The 19537-nt window shown below is 64.0% G+C and carries 17 protein-coding genes; 11 read left to right on the forward strand and 6 right to left on the reverse strand.

Annotation, left to right across the window (positions count from 1 at the left end; all coding sequences use genetic code 11):
- Positions 1–13: 13 nt before the first annotated feature.
- The 6 genes from WBP07_RS32150 (at position 14) to WBP07_RS32175 (ending at position 8289) form a co-directional block, all read left to right on the forward strand.
- On the forward strand, positions 14–1624 hold the full coding sequence (locus tag WBP07_RS32150) for a GMC family oxidoreductase (protein ID WP_395397314.1): 1611 nt from the start codon (positions 14–16) through the stop codon (positions 1622–1624).
- 58 nt (positions 1625–1682) lie between these two features.
- Entirely contained in the window at positions 1683–3173 is a 1491-nt protein-coding gene (locus WBP07_RS32155) for a carotenoid oxygenase family protein (RefSeq protein WP_395397315.1), read from the forward strand.
- A gap of 262 nt (positions 3174–3435) precedes the next feature.
- Positions 3436–5838 carry a TonB-dependent receptor gene (locus WBP07_RS32160; RefSeq protein ID WP_395397316.1) on the forward strand — a complete coding sequence of 801 codons (2403 nt, stop codon included), beginning with the start codon at positions 3436–3438 and terminating at the stop codon, positions 5836–5838.
- A gap of 23 nt (positions 5839–5861) precedes the next feature.
- Positions 5862–6299 (forward strand): hypothetical protein, encoded by a 438-nt coding sequence (locus WBP07_RS32165; protein ID WP_395397317.1) that lies wholly within the window; start codon positions 5862–5864, stop codon positions 6297–6299.
- Positions 6300–6379: 80 nt separating this feature from the next.
- Positions 6380–7849, forward strand: a complete 1470-nt coding sequence (locus WBP07_RS32170) for an aldehyde dehydrogenase (RefSeq protein WP_395397318.1) — start codon at positions 6380–6382, stop codon at positions 7847–7849.
- Positions 7846–8289 carry a nuclear transport factor 2 family protein gene (locus tag WBP07_RS32175; protein ID WP_395397319.1) on the forward strand — a complete coding sequence of 148 codons (444 nt, stop codon included), beginning with the start codon at positions 7846–7848 and terminating at the stop codon, positions 8287–8289. The genes WBP07_RS32170 and WBP07_RS32175 overlap by 4 nt, the downstream gene beginning before the upstream one ends.
- Before the next feature lies 1 nt (position 8290).
- On the opposite strand, the gene WBP07_RS32180 is transcribed toward WBP07_RS32175, so the two are convergent.
- Genes WBP07_RS32180 through WBP07_RS32195 form a run of 4 tightly spaced genes read right to left on the reverse strand, consistent with a single transcriptional unit; the run spans position 8291 to position 11641 of the window.
- Entirely contained in the window at positions 8291–8815 is a 525-nt protein-coding gene (locus WBP07_RS32180; RefSeq protein ID WP_395397320.1) for a DUF3237 domain-containing protein, read from the reverse strand.
- Between the two features lie 11 nt (positions 8816–8826).
- Complete coding sequence (locus WBP07_RS32185) at positions 8827–9576, reverse strand: SDR family NAD(P)-dependent oxidoreductase (RefSeq protein ID WP_395397321.1); 750 nt, start codon at positions 9574–9576, stop codon at positions 8827–8829.
- A 14-nt stretch (positions 9577–9590) separates the two neighbouring features.
- Positions 9591–9983, reverse strand: coding sequence for a nuclear transport factor 2 family protein (locus WBP07_RS32190; RefSeq protein WP_395397322.1), 393 nt, complete (start codon positions 9981–9983; stop codon positions 9591–9593).
- A complete protein-coding gene (locus WBP07_RS32195) occupies positions 9980–11641 on the reverse strand; it encodes a GMC family oxidoreductase (RefSeq protein ID WP_395397323.1) in 1662 nt (553 codons plus the stop codon). Before WBP07_RS32195 ends, WBP07_RS32190 begins: the two co-directional genes overlap by 4 nt.
- A 112-nt stretch (positions 11642–11753) precedes the next feature.
- Here WBP07_RS32195 and WBP07_RS32200 point away from each other — a divergent pair, with 112 nt between their 5' ends.
- From WBP07_RS32200 to WBP07_RS32215, 4 genes are all read left to right on the forward strand, one after another.
- On the forward strand, positions 11754–12149 hold the full coding sequence (locus WBP07_RS32200) for a nuclear transport factor 2 family protein (protein ID WP_395397324.1): 396 nt from the start codon (positions 11754–11756) through the stop codon (positions 12147–12149).
- Between the two features lie 241 nt (positions 12150–12390).
- The gene (locus tag WBP07_RS32205) at positions 12391–12939 is read left to right on the forward strand and encodes a MarR family winged helix-turn-helix transcriptional regulator (protein WP_395397325.1); all 549 of its coding nucleotides are present in this window, start codon (positions 12391–12393) and stop codon (positions 12937–12939) included.
- A 109-nt stretch (positions 12940–13048) separates the two neighbouring features.
- Entirely contained in the window at positions 13049–14281 is a 1233-nt protein-coding gene (locus WBP07_RS32210) for a multidrug effflux MFS transporter (protein WP_395397326.1), read from the forward strand.
- Between the two features lie 82 nt (positions 14282–14363).
- The gene (locus WBP07_RS32215) at positions 14364–15206 is read left to right on the forward strand and encodes a p-hydroxycinnamoyl CoA hydratase/lyase (protein ID WP_395397327.1); all 843 of its coding nucleotides are present in this window, start codon (positions 14364–14366) and stop codon (positions 15204–15206) included.
- A gap of 52 nt (positions 15207–15258) precedes the next feature.
- On the opposite strand, the gene WBP07_RS32220 is transcribed toward WBP07_RS32215, so the two are convergent.
- Positions 15259–17391 carry an acetate--CoA ligase family protein gene (locus WBP07_RS32220; protein ID WP_395397328.1) on the reverse strand — a complete coding sequence of 711 codons (2133 nt, stop codon included), beginning with the start codon at positions 17389–17391 and terminating at the stop codon, positions 15259–15261.
- Positions 17392–17510: 119 nt separating this feature from the next.
- Positions 17511–17945, reverse strand: a complete 435-nt coding sequence (locus tag WBP07_RS32225) for a MarR family winged helix-turn-helix transcriptional regulator (protein ID WP_395397329.1) — start codon at positions 17943–17945, stop codon at positions 17511–17513.
- 152 nt (positions 17946–18097) lie between these two features.
- Between WBP07_RS32225 and WBP07_RS32230 the strand changes: the two genes are divergently transcribed.
- Positions 18098–19522 (forward strand): aldehyde dehydrogenase family protein, encoded by a 1425-nt coding sequence (locus WBP07_RS32230; RefSeq protein ID WP_395397330.1) that lies wholly within the window; start codon positions 18098–18100, stop codon positions 19520–19522.
- Positions 19523–19537 lie beyond the last annotated feature (15 nt).

The raw sequence follows: 19537 nt of genomic DNA on the forward strand, positions 1-19537 counted from the left end.
GAAAGGACGCACGATGGAGGAAACCGACATCATCGTCGTCGGCGGCGGTTCGGCCGGTGCGGCCATGGCCGGCAGGCTGGCGGAAGGCGGCATCCGGGTTACCTTGCTGGAAGCCGGCAGCAGCGACCGACACCTGAAATCGCGGGTCCCCGCCCTGACCAGTTCGATCGTCCAGAATCCCGAATTCGACTGGTGTCATGTGGTGGAGCCCGATCCCTCTCTGGGTGGACGCGCCGATGTGTGGCCTGCAGGAAAGCTGCTGGGCGGCGGCAGTTCGCTGAACGGTATGATGTTCATCCGGGGGCACCGCTGGGACTATGACCGTTGGGCCGAACTTGGCGCGACGGGCTGGGACTATGCCGGCGTCCTCCCCTATTTCCGGCGGCTGGAAGACAACGAACGGGGCGCGGACGAATGGCGCGGGACCGGCGGCCCGATCGGCGTCAGCGAAGTGCGCGCCCGCTACCACATCACCGACCGCTGGGTTGAGGCGGCAGAGGCAGCCGGGATCGCACGCTCATCCGATCTGAACGGAGAGCGTGCCGAGGGCGTGGACTACGTACAGGTATCCCAGCGCGGCGGTATGCGCTGCTCGACCGCGCGCGGCTATCTTGAAGGGCGCGACTACGGCGGCAGGCTGCGCGTCGAGTTGGAATGCCAGGTCCTGCGCGTCCTGATCGAGAACGGCCGGGCGATCGGCGTCGCGATCCGGCGCGGCGGCAAGGACTTCACCCTGCGCGCCCGAAGAGGCGTCGTGCTCAGCGCGGGATCGATGAATACGCCGCGTCTTCTCATGCTATCTGGCATGGGGCCCCAAGAACACTTGCGCGAGATGGGTATCCCGGTGGAGCGGGATTTGCCCGGCGTCGGCCGCAACTTGCAGGATCACGTCGGCACCCATGTCGTCAATGCGGTCAACGCGACGACGCTGAACACCGATGCACAAGGCCTGCGCGGCGCATGGCAGGTGCTGCGCTATGCACTGGCCCGGCAAGGCGCGCTGACAACGGCGATCGGCCATGCCCAGGCTTTCGTGAAAAGTCGGGCTCACCTACCCGCGCCCAACTTGCAGATATCCTTCGCCGCCTTCGCCTTCGATTTCGATGAGCGGGGCAGGCTGATGCTGCGCAAGGATTCCGCCGTTTCGACCCTGGTGGGCCTGATGCGACCTTCGCATCGCGGGCGAATTTCGCTCCGCTCTCCCGATCCGCTTGCGCCGCCACTGATCGAGCATCGCCAGCTTGGCAGCGAAGACGATATCGACCAGATCGTCGAGGGTATCGGCATCGCGCGCCGGATCATGAATGCTTCGCCGATTGCCGGTCTCGTCTCCGGCGAACTGCGCCCCGGTCCGGCGCTCGATACATCGGAAGCGCTGCGCGAATATGTGAAGCTGGCTTCGATCCCGCTCTATCACCCGGTCGGCACCAGCAAGATCGGCGCGGCGGACGATCCGATGGCAGTGGTTGACGCGGATCTGGCAGTGCGGGGTATCGACGGGCTCTGGGTAGCCGATGCCTCGGTCTTCCCCACGCTGCCCGCCGGTAACACCAATGCCACTGCCATCATGATTGGCGACAAGGGCGCCGATCACGTTCTTCGCGCCCTGCAAAACCATGCGTGACGCAGTAGCCGCCACATCATAAATAACGAACGTTATTATTTCTGGAAAGGATCGCCTCATGCCCCAGTTTCCGGATACCATCCACTTCACCGGCCTGAATACGCCGATCGGCATCGAATGGTCGGCCCGCAACCTTGACGTGATCGGCGAAATCCCGGCCGATATCGACGGCGCTTTTTTCCGCGCGGTGCCTGACCCGGCCCACACCCCCCTCTTCGCCGACGATATCGCCCTTTCCGGAGACGGCATGATCGGTAAGTTCACGATCAAGGACGGCAAGATCGACTACGCCATCCGCTATGTCGAAACCGCCCGCTACAAGGCGGAACGGGAGGCGCGGCGCGCCTTGTTCGGGCAATATCGCAATCCCTTCACCGACGATCCCGCCGTCGCGGGCATGGATCGCACCGTCGCCAACACCACGCCGGTATGGCACGCGGGCCGCCTGTTCATGACCAAGGAGGACGGCCTTGCTTACGAGATCGACCCGGAAACCCTCGAAACGCTGGGGCGCTGGGATTATCACGGCGCGCTGAAATCCGAAACTTTCACCGCCCACCCCCGCATCGATCCCGAAACCGGAGAGATGTTCTTCTTCGGCTACGAGGCCGGAGGCCTGTGCACCACCGATGTCGCCTATTGCATCGCCGACCGCGACGGCAATCTGGTGTCCGAACAATGGTTCCAGCAGCCCTATTGCTCGACCATCCACGATTTCGCGGTGACCAAGCGGCATGCGGTCTTCCCGATCTTCCCCACCACGGCGGATCTGGATCGGCTCAAGGCCGGTGGCCCGCACTGGGCGCATCAGCAGGAACTCGAAAGCTGGGTCGGGATAATGCCGCGCTATGGCAAAGTGTCGGAAATGCGCTGGTTCAAGGGACCGAAGGGCGTTTCGGCGTTCCATTTCATGAATGCCTTCGACGATGGAGACCTGGTCCATCTCGACATCTGCCTGACCGACACAAACGCCTTCGGCTTCATGCGTGAGGCCGGCGGCGTGCACCGGGCCCAGCACGAAATCCAGGGCGGACTGACGCGCTGGTCGTTCGACATGAGCAAGCCCGGCGACGATTTCGAATCTCGCCCCATCGGCCCTCCCGGAGACATGCCGCGGCTGCGCGACGCCGATCAGGGACGGCCTTATCGTTCGGGCTGGTATCTCACGATCAACCCGCAGGGCGGACCGCCGCTTCCGGGCGGACCGGTGGGCGTGGCCTTCAATATGCTGCTGCAGATTGAACCCGGTAACGGCAGGATCGACGCCATGCCGCTGGATCCGGGCATGGCGATCAACGAACCCGTCCACGTCCCCTCCACCGATCCGGACAAGGAGGGCTGGCTCCTGATCGTGATCGACCGCCAGACGGACGCGAGCGGCTTCGCTTCCGAACTGTGGATCGTCGATGCCGGAGCGATTGCCAAGGGCCCCGTCGCCCGCATTCCGATGCCTCTGCCGATGCGCGCGCAGGTTCACGGAGCATGGGTGTCCGGCAGCCAACTTGCGGCGGCGAAATCGGCGGGGGCGCACCAAGCGACACCGGCATGAATGCGCGCCGAAACGTGTTGACACCGTTATAACGATCGTTAGTATTTTTTCAGGTAGTCGTACTGACAATCCAACCCAATGGGCGGCATCACCGGACGTCGCCCTCGGGAAATGGTACGGCTTGCCGCATTTCAACGGTCAGACAAGCGGCCGACAACGAAAAGAAGGCCGAACGGGGAGAACCGGCTGCGTCTTGCAAGACGCGGCGCGCCGCGATGCGCGCGCTGGATTCTGCCGGTGGCAAAAGGGGAGAACGGAAACCATGGCACGCGGCACGATCGGGTCATACCGGGGCGGAATAGCACTGGCGGCGCTGATAACCGGATGGGGCGGAACGATGGCCTTTGCCGCCGACGCCCACGCCCAGCAGGCCGTGCCGGCGGCACGGCCTGCGGAAGATCCCACCACGCCTGAGATTATCGTCACCGCCCAGTTCCGGGCCCAGCGCCTTCAGGACACGCCGATCGCGATCACCGCGACGACCGGCGCCGAACTGGCCGCCAAGAACGTCCAGAGCGTCACCGACCTCACTGCGGTTGCGCCCAACGTCAACCTGTCCGCGGCCACCGGCCTGAATGGCAGCGCCGTACAGGCCTTCATCCGCGGCATCGGCCAGAGCGATTCCAGTTTCGCGCTTGAACCGGGCGTCGGCATCTACATCGACGACGTCTACTATGGCACCACCTTCGGAGCCATCCTCGACCTTAACGATCTTGACCGGGTGGAAGTGCTGCGCGGCCCGCAAGGCACCCTTTCGGGCAAGAATTCCATCGGCGGCTCGGTCAAGCTGTTCAGCCGCAAGCCCGACGAACGGGGGGGCGGCTTCGTGGAGGCCACTACCGGCAGGTTCGGCCGGATCGACCTTCGCGCCAGCGCCGGCTTCACGATTGCCGATGGGCTCTATGCCCGCGTGTCTGGCGTGTCTAAGCACACGGACGGCTATTTCGACCTGCTCGATTATGGCTGCGTCTTCCCGAATTCGGGCATTGCCGCAACCGGCTCCGGCGGAAACTGCAAGACCGGAACCGAAGGCGGCATCGATGTGCAAGGGGGCCGCGTGGCCTTGCGCTATGCGCCTGACAGTTCGTCGATCGAAGTGAACCTGATCGGCGATTACGCACAGAACAAGTCCGAACAAGTGGCAACCAAGCTGCTCTATGCCGATAACCCAGGCGTGCGCAGCTATGTGGCCGACGATCCGGCCGGCGGCATCCCATTCGACAGCCGCTTCCTGACTGGCAGCCATTCCTATTCCAGCTACGCCAATTACGCTGCAGGCGGCAATTATACGACTGCGTTCGGCACCAACTACCAGGTCGTGCCCGGCAGCTTCGATACCAGCCCGAACAGCACCGCCAAGAGCTGGGGCGTTGCCGGCACGCTTGATTGGCAACTTTCAGACGATCTCAGTCTGAAGTCGATTACGGCCTACCGCAAGGCGACCGGCAAGACCGGCATCGATCTGGACGGTTCGCCGCTGTCCATCCTTGTGCAGGAATTCGATTACGAACACCGCCAGTTCACCCAGGAATTGCGCCTGTCAGGCCGCATCGGCTCGCTGGTGGATTTCACCGTGGGCGGCTTCTACTACGACGGGAACGACCGGATTTCGGGCCGCGTGCTGATCCCCAGCGTGCTGTTCAACTTCCTGGAGAACGACCCGGTGACCAATCGCAGCGCATCGGTCTTCGCGCATAGCGAGTTTCATTTGACCCCGGACCTCAACGTGATTGCCGGCATCCGTTATACCGATGACAAGAAGACGTACGAGTTCCATCGCAGCAACGTCGACGGTTCACTGCCCAGTGGAACCTTCCTTACCGAGAATTTCCTGCTGGTGGGGCTTGATGGGCAAGTCGGTTCGTTCAAGGGCAATCGCGTCGATTACCGCCTTGGCGTGAACTATCGCTTCAGCCCCGAATTGATGGCCTATGCGCAAGTCGCCACCGGCTACAAGGGCGGCGGCATCAATCCGCGCCCCTATACGCCGGACCAGATCGTCTCCTTCAAGCCGGAAACCCTCACCACCTATGAAGCCGGCTTCAAGTCCGACCTGCTGGGCCGTCGCGTCCGCTTCAACGGGACAGCATTCTACAACGATTACAAGGATATCCAGATCAACCGCTTCGTCTGCCCGGAAAGCGTCAGCAGCACCTGCTCGCAGCCCGCGAACGCCGGTGACGCCCATGTCTGGGGTGTGGAGGCAGAGCTTTTCGCGCAGCCGATAGTGGGGCTGACCATCGATGGATCGATGGGCTATCTGAACTTCCAGTACACCCGCGTCGATGCGACGACCCTGGTCGAAAAGGACTTCAAGGCCCCATTCAACCCTTCGTGGCAGGCCAGCGCGGGCATCCAATATGAGGCGAGCCTGGGCGAAAAGGTGGGCACGCTGACACCGCGGCTGGACTGGAACTATCAGTCTTCGTTCTACTTCAACTCGGTCAACAACGCCTTCAACCTGGTGGCCGCCCGCAGCCTGTTCAATCTGCGACTGACTTACGATTCCCCTGACAAGACCTGGCAATTGGGCACCGGCGTCACCAACCTGTTCGGCAAGTTCTACTACACGGGCAAGAGCGAGAATGTCTCGAACTACGGCGTGAATTCCGGCTCCGTCGGCCGCCCGCGCGAGTGGTTCGTATCCTTGCGCCGGACGTTCTGATACTCGGGATGGAGGGCCTGGGAATGCGCGCATTCTACCACGTAAGCCGCTGGGTCTTCGGGCTCTGGTATCTGTTTTCCGGCGTGGAATTCTTCACGCCGTTCAACCTCCAACCCCTGGGCAACACCCCGCTGGGGCAGGAATTCACGCTGGCCCTGATCCACAGCGGCCTGTTCGCGTGGATCAAGGTGATGGAGATCGTCATTGCCCTGCTGGTGCTGGCCGACCGGATGATGCCACTGATCGCGGCGGCGGCCGTGCCGCTGACCGTGGTGATCGCCTATTGGAACTTCGCGCTGGAATGGGGCGCGGTCGAAGCGGTGTTCGGGATGCTGACGATCCTTTTCAACGCTGCGCTGCTGTGGCCGTACCGCGCCTATTACATCCCGGCGATCACGGCATGGCAGGGCGAAAAGGACTTCGGGACGGATTTGCGGCCGTTATCCGTTATCGGGCGCTGACACGATAACAGACGTTACGGTTTAACCAAAACAACTGCGCGCCCGGCTGCAACGGCGCGCCACGGAAGAGGATCGGACGAATGACACCCGAAGGCGTGCAACTGCGACATCCGGATAAACTCTATATCGCCGGTTCCTGGGTCGAACCTTCGGCCGGCGGCCGCATCGAGATCGTCTCCCCCAATAGCGAGGATGTGGTCGCCGTGGTCGCAGAAGCGCAGGCGGCCGATATGGACCGCGCGGTTGCCGCCGCGCGCGATGCCTTCGACAATGGTCCGTGGCCCCAGCTTCCCCCGGCCGAGCGCGGCCGGATAGTGATGCGCTGGGCCGAGGAACTGGAAAAGCGTGAACCCGAACTCTGCCGTGCCTGGACCGCGCAAGTTGGCGGACTTTCCAGCTTCGCCCCGATCATGCACGGCGGCGCGACCGCGACCGTCAAATTCATCGCATCTTTGGGCGAGAGCTTCGAATTCGTCGCCCGCCGTCCCAGCATGCAGGTGGATACCGCGATCGTCGCCCAGGAACCGGTGGGCGTGGCCGTTGCGATCGCGCCCTGGAATGCGCCTTACGGCATCCTGTCCAGCAAGGTTGCCTACGCGCTGGTTGCCGGATGCACGGTGATCATGAAACCTTCGCCGGAAACCCCGCTGGAAGCGTACATCATGGCGGAGGCTGCGGAGGCCGCCGGCATTCCCGCCGGCGTCATCAACCTTGTCTGCGGCGACCGCGAGGCTTCGGACCATCTCGTCAACAACCCCGGCGTCGACAAGGTCAGCTTCACGGGCTCCACCGTGGCGGGCCGGCGGATCGGCGAAGTCTGCGCCGGGCGCGTCGCCCGCTGCACGCTGGAACTGGGCGGCAAGTCCGCCGCCATCGTGCGCGACGACTTTCCGATAGAGGCCGCCGCCGCGATCCTGGGCAACACCATCACGATCATGAGCGGCCAGGTCTGCGCCATGCTCAGCCGGGCCATCGTCCCACGCCGCCGACACGATGAACTGGCGGATGCCATCGCCCGCGTCATGCAGGGCGTGAAGATCGGCGGCAGCGAGGCACCGGACACACAGCTTGGCCCGCTGGCCATGAAGCGCCAGCTTGAACGCGTGGAAAGCTACGTCGAACTCGGCCGCCGGGACGCGGATCTCGTCACCGGCGGCCAGCGCCCGGCCGGGCTTAACAAGGGTTACTTCTTCGAACCCACGCTGTTCGCCAATGTCGATAACGCCAGCCGCATCGCTCAGGAGGAAATCTTCGGCCCCGTGCTCTGCCTGATCCCTGCCGACGATGAGGAGCACGCCGTTCACCTGGCCAACGAAAGCAGCTTCGGCCTCAACGGCGCCGTCCTCACACACGATGTCGATGCGGCCTATCGCATAGGCCGCAAGGTGCGTGCAGGCGGATTCGGGCAAAACGGGATGAGGCTGGAATTCGGCCTGCCCTTCGGTGGCTTCAAGCAATCCGGCATCGGCCGGGAGGGCGGCGTGGAAGGACTGCACTCGTTTCTGGAAACCAAGACGATCCTGCTGGACGGCATGCCAGCGCAGCTATGACAACAGCCTTCACCCAGGCCGATTATCGGCGTTATCTCACCGCTTTCAACGCGCGCGACTATGCCGCGCTGGAAACGTTCTTCAGTGACGATTTCGTGTTGGAGAACGCCGGCTTCGCGGTTCGCGGAAAGCCGGCGTTCCGGGCCTTCTATGCCTTCTTTCACGAATATTGCCGGGAAACCGTGCGCTTCCTGGGGTTCTACCCCGGGGACCACGGCTTCGTGGCCAATGTCGTGATCCGCTTCGAAGGACTGAAGGACCTCTCCCCCCAAATCCTTGCAGCAAAGGGTTTCCCGGGTATGACGCCGGTGCCCCAAGGCAGCATCGTCGATGTTGAGTTCCTGATCCTTTACCGCCTGAACCGGAAGGGGCTGATCGATCATATCAAGGGCGCGGTTTGGGTGCCGGAACAGCCCCTCACCACGCCCCGGATCGGCTAGGTCAGGTCAGCGCGTAATAGCGCAGCAGGTTGCCGTCCGCGCGGCGTTCCCCCACGCCGACGAAGACATGCTTCGTCAGCCAGTCGTGCTTGCCTACGGGGCATTCGAACGAGGGATTGCCGCGCAGGTAATATTCCTGCTGCTCGACCGGCGCGCCGCCCTTGAAGGCCCAGTCGCGCAGGCGTTCCATCGTGCCGGGCTTGCGCCCCCACAGGAAGCCCCGATTGTTGAGCAGGATCAGTGTGCCGTCGTCCTCTTCCAGCATGTACCGCGCATCGAAGACGGCAACGTCGTCCGGCCGAAAATAGGCGTAATCGCCCCCCGATCCCGGCACCGCCTTGCCCTTCAGGCGCGGGCCTTCGAACGTTCCCCCATCGACATAGACGGCGCTGCGATTGCCGCCCATGGGCGTGTTGGCGATCATCTGCACGCGCGGGAAAGTCAGGCGCACTTCCATCGCGAACTCAAGGCGGGGGTTGTCGATGGTGGAAAAGGGGCCATCGCTCATCGTCGAATCTTTCATCATGCGAACCTGCTTCATCCGATTTCGAGGGCACCGCCATCCACGAAGAGATTGGCGGCAGTAATGAAACTTGCTTCTGGCGAGGCAAGGAACAGAACGGCGGCGGCCACTTCCTCCGCCCGGCCCATGCGCTTCATCGGCACCGCTTCGATCATCTGCGCACGCATCGCGCCTACGACCTCATCGCTCATGCCCGGATTGCGCCGGAGCAGCGGCGTCTCCACCGGGCCGGGGCTGACCATGTTGACGCGAATACCCTGCGAAACATACTCCCCGGCGAATTGACGCATGGCGAGCGCCAGCCCGGCCTTGGCCGCGCCATAAGCGAGATTGCCCGGCACGAAGGCATGGCCGCCGATCGATCCGGTGACGACGATCGCCCCGCCCTCGCCCATCAGCCGCACCGCCTTCTGCATGGCGAATACGCAGCCGCGCAGATTGATCGCATGAACCTGATCCCAATAGTCCGGCGAAAGCTGGTCGATCGGCGCGAACCCGCCCATGCCGGCATTGACGACGAGGACGTCGATACGCCCGTCTTCGGCCGCGACCTGTTCGTAGAACCGCTCCATCGCGGCAAGGTCGGAAATATCGACGCTGTCACCGCGCGCACCGGGAACGCTGGCAACCGCCGCCGCGATCGTGCCACGGTCCCGGCCGGTGAGGCGGACAGCCCCACCCTCCCGCGCGAAAGCTTCCGCGCAGGCGAGCCCGATCCCGCTGTTACCGCCCAGCACCAGTACCTTGCGGCCTGAAAATCGCATTGCTCGCTCCATCGTCAGAAAGGGCCGATCGGGTTGGGGCTCGTTTCGGGCAGCGGCTGAACCACGTCCCAGTGCTCGACGATCATGCCGTCTGCGAGCCGGAAGATATCGACCACTGCCCAGCCCAGGTCCCCGGGCCAGCGGCGGACGTGGTAATGGACGATCACATGGTCACCGTCGGCGAAGAGGCGCTTCACGTCATGAACGGCCTCCGGCGTCTCTGCGCGGATATGGCGCAGCAAGGCCTTGAGCGGCTCCGTGCCTTCGCCAACGCCTTGGTTGTGCTGGATGTAGTCCGCCGAAATGAAGCGATCCACCGCATCGGCGTCGAGCGCGTTGAGCACCTGCTCGAACATCGCCGTTACGTGACGGAGATTCGCCCCCTCCTCTGCCGTGTAGAGGCTCATGCCGCGTCGCGCTCTGCCGCAAGTTGCGCCGGCGCCAGCGCCTTGCCCCGCATCAGGTCCGCGCACTTTTCGCCCACCATGATGGCCGGAAGATTGGTATTGCCGCCCGGGATGCGCGGCATCACCGAGCAGTCGGCCACGCGCAGACGCTCGACGCCGATAACCCGCAATTGCGGATCGAGCACCGACCGATCGCCCATCGCCATCGCGCAGGTTCCGGTGGGATGCATGGCGACATAGCAAGTCTCGCGAATGAAGGCGTCGAAATCGGCGTCCTCTGTCACCGCGGTGCCGGGCAGGCGTTCGCCGGTCACAAGGTCTGCCTGCGGAGCGGTGCCGTATATCTTGCGGGCGGCACGCATGCCCGCTCGCATGGTGGCAAGATCCGCCTCCTCCGCCATCAGGTTGAGTGTCACCGCCGGCACGTCACGCGGATCGGACGATCGCAGGCGCACATGCCCCCGACTTGCCGGGTGAAGCGCCACCAGTCCCGCCCAGAACACATGGCTCTGCCTGCGGGTCAAACCCGGGAACCACGGATGCGCATCGAAACGGATCGGGTTCGCCATGAACTGGATATCCGGCCGGTCGAGATGGTCGCGCGTGCGGATCACCACGTTGCAACTGTTGAGTTGCAAGGCCAACGGTCCGCCGCCCGTCACTGCCCAGCGCAGGGCGTTGAATGCCAGGCGGTCCCATCGCAGCTGGTTGATGAAGGTAACCGGCCGGGCCGCGTCCCATTCCATCGAGACATTGGCATGCTCGGCCAGGTTTTCCCCCACGCCGGGGCTATCGTGAACCACGCGGATACCGTGCGCGCGCAACTGCTCTGCCGGTCCGATGCCGGAAAGCATCAACAAGTGCGGCGAATTGTAGGTGCCACCCGATATCACCACCTCACGCCGCGCGGCGATCCGACGCGGCCCATCGGGATGTTCGATCTCGATACCTGTCGCCTGTCCGTCCTCGATCACGACACGGCGCACCAGGACGCCCGTCCGCACGACGAGATTGGGACGTGAGAGCGCTGGGCCGAGATAGGCGGTGGCCGCGCTCACCCTCCTGCCCCGCCCATCGATCGTCATCTCGCCCCGCGCGAAGCCTTCCGCGCGTTCGCCGGCCAGATCCTCGCTATGGGTAAAACCAGCGGCGGTGGCCGTCGCCATCAGCGGTTCGTGCAGCAGCAGGGGGGAGGAAATCGGCCGGATCTGAACCGGGCCTCCTGCGCCGTGGTAAAGGCTTTCGCCCCGCCAACTGTCCTCCAGCTTGCGGAAATAGGGCAGAACATCGGCATAGGACCAGCCTGTGGCTCCCATCCGTGCCCACTCGTCATAATCGCCCGGATGCCCGCGCATGGCGAACATGCCGTTGATAGACGAACATCCCCCCAGCACGCGGCCGCGCGGCAATGGCAGGCGCCGGCCGCCCAGATGCGGCTCCGACTCGGTCAGATAGGGCCAGTTGAAACGCGGATCGACCACGGCTTTCAGAAAGGCCAGCGGCATCTTGAGGTAGGGATGGTGCGCCTTGCCGCCGGCTTCCACCAGCAGGACCGAAACCGAAGGGTCTTCGGAAAGCCGGGCCGCCACCACGCAACCGGCCGATCCCGCGCCCACCACGATGTAGTCGAAACTTTCCGTCTCCTGCACGGCCGGCATGGTCTCTCCCGTTTTCAAGCCGCATCTCGGCGGTCATTGCGCTTAACCGTAACGGTCGTTATTTATTTACGCAAGCCGAAGCTTGCAGGTTTCGGCGCTTCTGGAGAGAGCGATGACCCGTGAGGATTATGAGCGATATGCCGCGGCGTTCAACGCCAGGGATTACGATGCGGTCTACGATTTCTACGCGCCCGGCGCCCGGCTGGCGTTCTTTGGTGTGGAGCTTGCCTCACGCGCGGCATTCAAGCGCTTTTACAGTTTCCTGCACAGCTACGTCGATGAAACCCTGACGATCGAGCGCTTTGCCGGCAGCGACGAACTGGTGGCCCTGGAAGGCGTGATCCGCATCGAAGCCCGTCGCGACCTGGATGCGGAAACCCTGAAGGAAGAAGGGCTCGACCAGTTCTTCCCGATCCGCGCCGGAGAGGTGCAGGAACTGCGCCAGTTCATCCATTACCACGTCGACAAGGGCGGCTTCTCGGGGGTGCAATGCGCGCTGATCCCATGAGCCGGTCACCCCGCCACCCCCATGGCCACCCTTCCATCGGCACAAGCCATGTCGTCCGTTACAAAGGCACGCGGTGCAGCCCATCATGGCATCGCATTGGCGATCAGCCGCCCTGCTTCCTTTATCTGTACGGCAATGGCGATTGCCCAGGCTCGCAAAATCGGAAGCCCGACGCCCTCTCCCCCAATAACAACCGTGATTATCTTGACAGGTATCTGACGCCTTGCGCTAAAATCCCGCAATGCGCAAAACCAGACAAGCGAACGAGATGGACACCCCGGCCGAAACCACGGCGGATATCCCGGTGAGCCCGCGTTCGGAAACTCTCCACCGGCTGCTCAAGCTTTCCAACCGGCTGATGGCGCCGTTCTCGGTCAACCTGGAACACCAGTACAAGATCAGCCTCAACGAATTCCGCCTGCTGATGCTGATCGGCCGCTTTCCGCAATCGGCCAGTCACGAACTGGCGGAAATGACCGGCGTCAACGCGATGAGCGTGTCGCGCGCGGTATCCGCACTGGAACGGCACGGCCGAGTTCGCGTTGTTCGCGACGAGGAAAATCGGCGGCGCAAACGCCTGACGCTGACCAAGGAGGGCGAGCGGCTCTACCGCATCATGCGCCCGCAGACGGAACGCGTGGCGGACTATCTGCTTTCCGATCTCCATCCGCACGAAATCGCCATGTTCGATCATATTCTCAGGACCTTGATCGATACGCTGGAAGCGACCGACGCCGAGGGCCGGTCGCTCTTCCTCGAAAATACCAAGCCTGACGACGCCGACGGATAGCTCCCCGCAAGGGCCGTTGCCACGCTTGCCCTGAAGCACGACTCATAATAACACTCGTTATCATGAGTCGTGCTTACGCCCTTGTTTCCACCCCGCGCGGTGTCCGCGCATGAATTCAACATCTGCGGCGTCCGCATCGGAAGAAGCACGCGGACCGAAGCTGGGCTTCGGGATCGCCCTGGGCTTCCTCTCCGCGCTTGGCCCTTTCGCCATCGACCTCTACCTGCCCGCCATGCCGCACATGGCCGGAGCGCTGGGCGCCAGCGATTCCGGAGTGCAGCGCACGCTCTCGGCGTTCTTCTTCGGCCTTGCCGTGGCGCAAATTCCGATCGGGTCGCTCGCCGACCGGTTCGGCCGGAAAGGGCCGCTGATGGGTGGGCTTTGCCTGTTCATCGCCGCCTCCATCGCCTGCGCCTTCGCCGCTACGCTCGAACAACTGGTGCTGCTGCGCTTCCTTCAGGGAATGGGGGCATGCGCGGGCACGTCCAGCGCGCGCGCCATCATCCGCGATCTTCATCGCGGCCATCATGCGGCGCGCCTGATGGCTTTCACGTTTCTCATCATCGGCATTTCCCCGATGCTGGCGCCCCTGCTTGGCAGCACGCTGCTCCACATCGTGTCATGGCGGGGACTGTTCGGGCTGCTGGCAACGGCGGGCGTGATCGCGGCGCTCTGCGTCATGCTGTTTCTTCCCGAAACGCTGCCGCCGGCACTGCGCACGGCCGATTGGCGCTCGCTCCCCCATATCCATGGCCGGCTGCTGCGAACGCCGCGCTTCGTCGGCTGGGCGATCGTGGCCGGCCTTGCCACGACCGTTCCGTTCGCCTTCGTCACCGCAGCCCCCTTCATCTACTCGGGAGTCTATCGGCTCCCGCCGCTCTGGTTCAGCCTGCTGCTGGCGCTCAATGCCTGCATGTCGATCGTCGCCACGCAAGCCGCACCCCATCTGCTGAAGCGGTTCGGCGCCGTCCGCCTTGCGGGTAGTGCCGGTGCCGTGGCGCTGGGCGCCACATTGCTGGTCACCCTCGCCGGATCGCGCGGCATACCGATCGTCCTGTTCCAGGCCTATTCGGTGCTGCTGTTCATGATCGCCGGGCTGGTGCTGACCCCGGCGGCGACAAGCGCACTCGATTCCGTGCGCAGCGGCATCGGCGCCGCAGCAGGACTGTTGGGCACGATCCAGCTTGCGGTCACGGCGCTGGCAAGTGCGGCCGTAACGCTCTGGCCGCCGGTTTCGCTGCTGCCGCTGACATCGGTGCTGGGCGCGGCGTTCGCGGCAATGGTCATCATCGTCGCCCTGCTCGGCAGATTGCCCGCCGATGAAGAATCGAACCCGATCTGAGGCTTGTTCAGCTTGATCCCCAAGGTGATTATTGTATCCTAGGCATACAGTGAAAACACTAGGGAACGAGGAGCCTGAGATCATGAGCGAGAACGAAGCCGACACGGTGACCTTCACCGTAGAGAACGGCATCGCGTGGGTCTATTTTTCACGGCCGGCCAAACGCAATGCGATGAGCCCCAAGCTCAACCGGCGCATGATGGATGTGCTGGACGAGTTGGAATACCGTGACGACGTGGGCGTCCTGGTTCTGGGTGGTCAGGGCAATTCCTGGTCCGCCGGGATGGACCTCAAGGAGTATTTCCGCGAGACTGAGGCCGATGGCCTGCGCGGCGTGCGCAAGTCGCAGCGGGAGAGCTACGGCTGGTTCCGCCGCCTGCGCTGGTATCAGAAGCCCACGATCGCCATGGTGAACGGCTGGTGCTTCGGCGGCGGCTTCGGGCCACTATTCGGCTGCGATCTCGCCATCTGCGCGGACGAGGCGAAGTTCGGGCTTTCGGAAATCAACTGGGGCATCCTTCCGGGCGGCGGCGTTACCAAGGTCGTGGTCGATCTGCTGCCCATGCGCGATGCGATGTGGCTGACGCTCACCGGTGACCTGATCGATGGCCCGCAGGCCGCCGCCATGCGACTGGTGAACGAAAGCGTGCCCCTCGATCGGTTGAAAGCGCGTACCGAGGAAGTGGCGCGCATGCTGCTCGACAAGAACCCCGTCGCCCTGAAGTTCGCGAAGGACGCGGTGCGCCGCGTGGGCACGCTTACGTACGACGAAGCGGAAGACTATCTGGTGCGCATGCAGGAAGCCTGCAATTTCCACGACAAGAGCGAAGGCCGCAAGGAAGGCATTCGCCAGTTCATTGACGAGAAGAGCTATAAGCCCGGCCTTGGCGCTTACGATAAGTCGAAGGCTGACAACGCCGCCTGAAAACGAAAAGGCCGCCGTGGTTCACGGCGGCCTATTTTGGTTAGAGCCGACCTCAGCGGCCCGAGATCAACGCATCCAGCGCGATTGCGCCCTCGCCTTCGGGCAGCATCAGTACGGGGTTGAGATCGATCTCGCCGATCTCCGGCGTCCCTCTAACAACGGCCGCCAGCGCCTCGACAATGGCCGCAAGCGCATCGATGTCAGCCGGGGGCGCACCACGAAAGCCTTGCAACAACGGCGCCATTCGCAGCGACAGGATGCGTGCCTTGATTTCCGCGGCGGGCAAGTCGGGCGGCAGCAGCACGACGTCATTCAGCAGCTCCGCTGCGACACCGCCGAACCCGACGAGGATCACCGCACCCCAATCCGGATCGCGGCGAGCGCCCACGATCATTTCCACGCCGCGCGGCGCCATGGCCTCCACCAGCAAGCCGTCGAGAACGAGGCCCGGCCGCGCCTGCCGGACGTCCGATTGCATCTTGCTCCATGCCGCCGCCAACGCCGCCGCATCCGCCAGACCAATGGCAACGCCCCCCGCATCGCTCTTGTGGCTGAGCGAGGCGGCCTGAGCCTTGAGCACCACCGGATAGCCGATCCGCGCCGCGATCTCTTGCGCTTCGGCGAGCGAGACTGCCAAGGCCCCTTCCGAAAACGCCACGCCGTGCGGTGCCAGCAATCGCTTCGCGCGATACTCGGGGATGACTTCGCCCGCTGCCGGACCGGTCAGCATGACAGGCGCGCGCTCAGTAACGCTGCCGGACCTTTCGCCGTAAGCCACAAGACGCGCCAGAGCCTTGAGTGCACGTTCCGGCGTCGGGAAATAAGGCGAACCGAATTTCCGGATCGCCGCCACGTCTTCGGCCAGAACACCGCCACCCTCATCGACGCCGGCGACGATCAGCGGCTTGCGTCCGCCCAGCGCGGCAAGCGCCTCCGCAACGGCGGCAAACTTGATATGCGAGGTGTGCGTATCCGTCTGGATCAGCGGAACGAATATCGTCTCGATCCGATCCTCTTCGCCCAGCGCCGCGATCGTCCGATTGTAGAGCGTGGGATCGACAAGCCCCTGCGCCGTGATGTCGAGCGGATTGCTGACCGGCACGAAAGGCGGCAGGGCAGCCCGCAAGGCGGGGCTGTCGCCATCGGCCAGCTTGGGCAAGGCCAGCCCCAGCGCCTCGGCTCCATCCAGCATCATCGCCTTCAATGCGCCCGATTCCGAAACGATGCCCAGACCGCCGGTGGGAAGCGCGGGGCAACGCAGCGCGATCTCGGTCACGTCGCCCAGTTCCTCCAGCCCATCGACGAGGATCACGCCCGCCTGTTCGACCAGCGTCTGCATGACCGCATGATCGCCGGCCATCGCCCCGGTGTGCGTCGCCGCGCTCTCCCGCCCCGCCTCGCTGGAGCCGGGATGGAGCAGGACGACCAGCTTTCCGCGGTCCCGCGCCGATCGTGCGGCTGCCAGGAATGCGGCGGGCTTGCGGAACTGCTCAACGATCATCGCGATGACGCCGATCGCCGGGTCCTCCGCCAGATGCGCGACGTAGTCTTCCACTCCGCTTGCCGCCTCGTTCCCGGTCGAGATGTAGCAGGACAGCGGAACGTCGCGGGCGATCATGGTCGTGGCGAGCACCGCCGCCATCGCGCCCGATTGCGAGACGATGCCGACCTTGCGGTCTCCCTTCGCCCGCGCTTCCGGCAATTCGACGAAGGTCAGCGCAAGATTGGCATCGAAATTGACAAGGCCCAGGCAATTCGGACCTTCGATCACCATTCCCGCTTCACGGGCGATCCGCGCCAGTTCCTCCTGCTGTGCAAGGCCTTCCGGCCCACCTTCGGCAAAACCGGCCGAGAAAATCACGGCAGCGCCACAACGCCGCGCCGCTAGTTCGCGCACGGCGCCCAGCACCGCCGCTTGCGGAATGGCAAGCACCGCCACGTCCACCCCTTCCGGCAAGGCAGCCACATCCGGCACGCACCGCCTGCCGCCGATCTCCTCCCGCTTGGGATTGATGAGGTGAATGTCGCCCGCGAAGCCCCTGTCGACCAGGTTCTTCAGGACAGACGCGCCCAGCGCACCCGGCCGGTCGGACGCGCCGATCACGGCAACGCTGCGCGGATTCAGCAGACGGTCGATCGCCGCCCGTTCGATGGGTTCGAGCACGGCGGTTGCTTGCCCTGACATCCTTGGTCTCCCGGCCAAATGGTCTCAGATGGTATTTGCCCAGTCATTGCCGGACTTGCGCGCTTTGTATCCCAAGCATACAAAGCGCGCAAGTCATCGCTCGCCGATTGTCGGGAGGATCAGATAACCCTGTCCTGCTGGCGCAGCCGTTGGAGCAGCGAAAGCAAAGCCGCGCGCTCCGCCGCGCTCAGGGTGCCGAAGAATTTCCGTTCATGCCGTTCGAGCACGACATCGATCTGGCTCGCGAGCGTCCTGCCCTCGTCGGTCAATTCCAGCGCGTTGGCGCGCGGATCGGCGCTAGGTGCGCGGCGGATCGCACCGCGACCTTCCAGAATGTCCACGATCTTCATCGCGCTGGACCGGTTTACGTTCAGGGCTTCGCCCAGCGCGGTCTGCGTGCATCCGGGATTGGCCCGAACCATGAGCAGCGCCGATGCGCGGGCAGGCGTGATGTCGAAAGGTTCGAGCGCCAGTCTTGCCGATTCATGAGCGACCGATTGCAGCATCTGGATCTGGAATCCGATCTGCCCGGAAAGCGCTTCCCCCTCATTCATGGTGTCATTCCTCATTACGCGCGGGTGGATCCCTTGTCTTATATGTATCCCAAGCGTACAAAGTCGCGCGTGCCAATGCAAGGCGCGCATCGACTCCGCCGACGAGGGAGAAAACCCCCCGGCCCTGTCGATGCCAACCAAGGAGAGCGATCGTGAAAACCGATTTCAAGCTGCTGGTCAACGGGGAACTGATCGACGGCGTTTCCACATTCGATGTCGTCAACCCGGCCACGGAAGAGGCGTTCGCCCAGTGCCCGCGCGCGGACGAGGCGATCCTGAACCGCGCCGTTGCGGCAGCCAAGGCCGCCCTTCCCGCCTGGTCCGCCCTGCCGGTGGACGAGCGGGCCGGATATATCGGCCGCCTGGCCGATGCGATGGAAGCGCGTATCGAAGATTTCGCCCGCCTGCTTACGGCGGAACAGGGCAAGCCGCTGGACCAGGCCACGTACGAGATCGGCGGCAGCATCTATACCTTGCGCGCCTTCGCCGCGATGCGCCTGCCGGAACAGACCTTGCGCAGTGAAAACGGCGGCACCGTTATCGAGCACCGCACCCCGCTGGGCGTCTGCGCATCGATCACGCCGTGGAACTTCCCGGTGATCCTGCTGGCGAACAAGCTTGGCCCCTGCCTCGTCATGGGCAACACCATGGTCTCCAAGCCCGCACCGACGACGCCGCTCACCACACTCCTGCTGGCAGAATTGGCCGCCGATATCCTGCCCGCCGGGGTGTTCAACGTGGTCTGCGACCAGAATGAACTCGGCCCGCTGATCACTGCCCACCCAGACATCGCCAAGGTGGCCTTCACCGGCTCCACCGCGACCGGCAAGAAGGTCATGGCCTCAGCCGCCGAGAACGTGAAACGGGTGACGCTGGAACTGGGCGGAAACGATGCCGCCATCGTGCTGGACGACGTTCCCGCCCGGATCGCCGCGCAGAAGGTCTACGCCGGTGCCATGGCCAATGCCGGGCAGATCTGCGTCGCCATCAAGCGCGCCTATGTGCCCACCGCGATGTACGAGGAATTCTGCGATGAGATCGCCAAGCTCGCCGATGAGGCCGTGCTCGACGATGGGGCCAAGCAGGGCTCGACCATCGGGCCGATCCAGAACCGCATGCAGTTCGAAAAGGTGCGCGGACTGATCGAGGATGCCAAGCAGCGCGGGCGCGTGGTCGCCGGCGGCAACGTGCCGGACCGCAAGGGCTTCTTCATCCCGCCCACGGTGATCGCGGACCTTGACGACGATGCCCCGCTGGTGCGCGAGGAACAGTTCGGCCCGGTGCTGCCGGTGCTGAAGTACGACGATATCGAGGACGTGATCGCCCGCGCCAACGATTCCCCCTATGGCCTTGGCGGCACGGTCTGGGGCGTGGACCAGCTTCGCGCCATGGATGTGGCCCGGCGGATCGATGCCGGAACGGTCTGGGTCAACCAGCACCTCGCCATCGATCCCACCATTCCATTCCGCGGCGCCAAGCAGTCAGGCCTTGGTGCCGAACATGGCCTTGCGGGGCTGATGGAATATACGCAGGCGCACATCGTCAACGCCGTGGCGCTGGAAATCGAGCAGGCCTGATCTTGCTGCCACGCT

It is taken from the genome of Novosphingobium oxfordense (assembly GCF_044029435.1).
Classification (GTDB): domain Bacteria; phylum Pseudomonadota; class Alphaproteobacteria; order Sphingomonadales; family Sphingomonadaceae; genus Novosphingobium.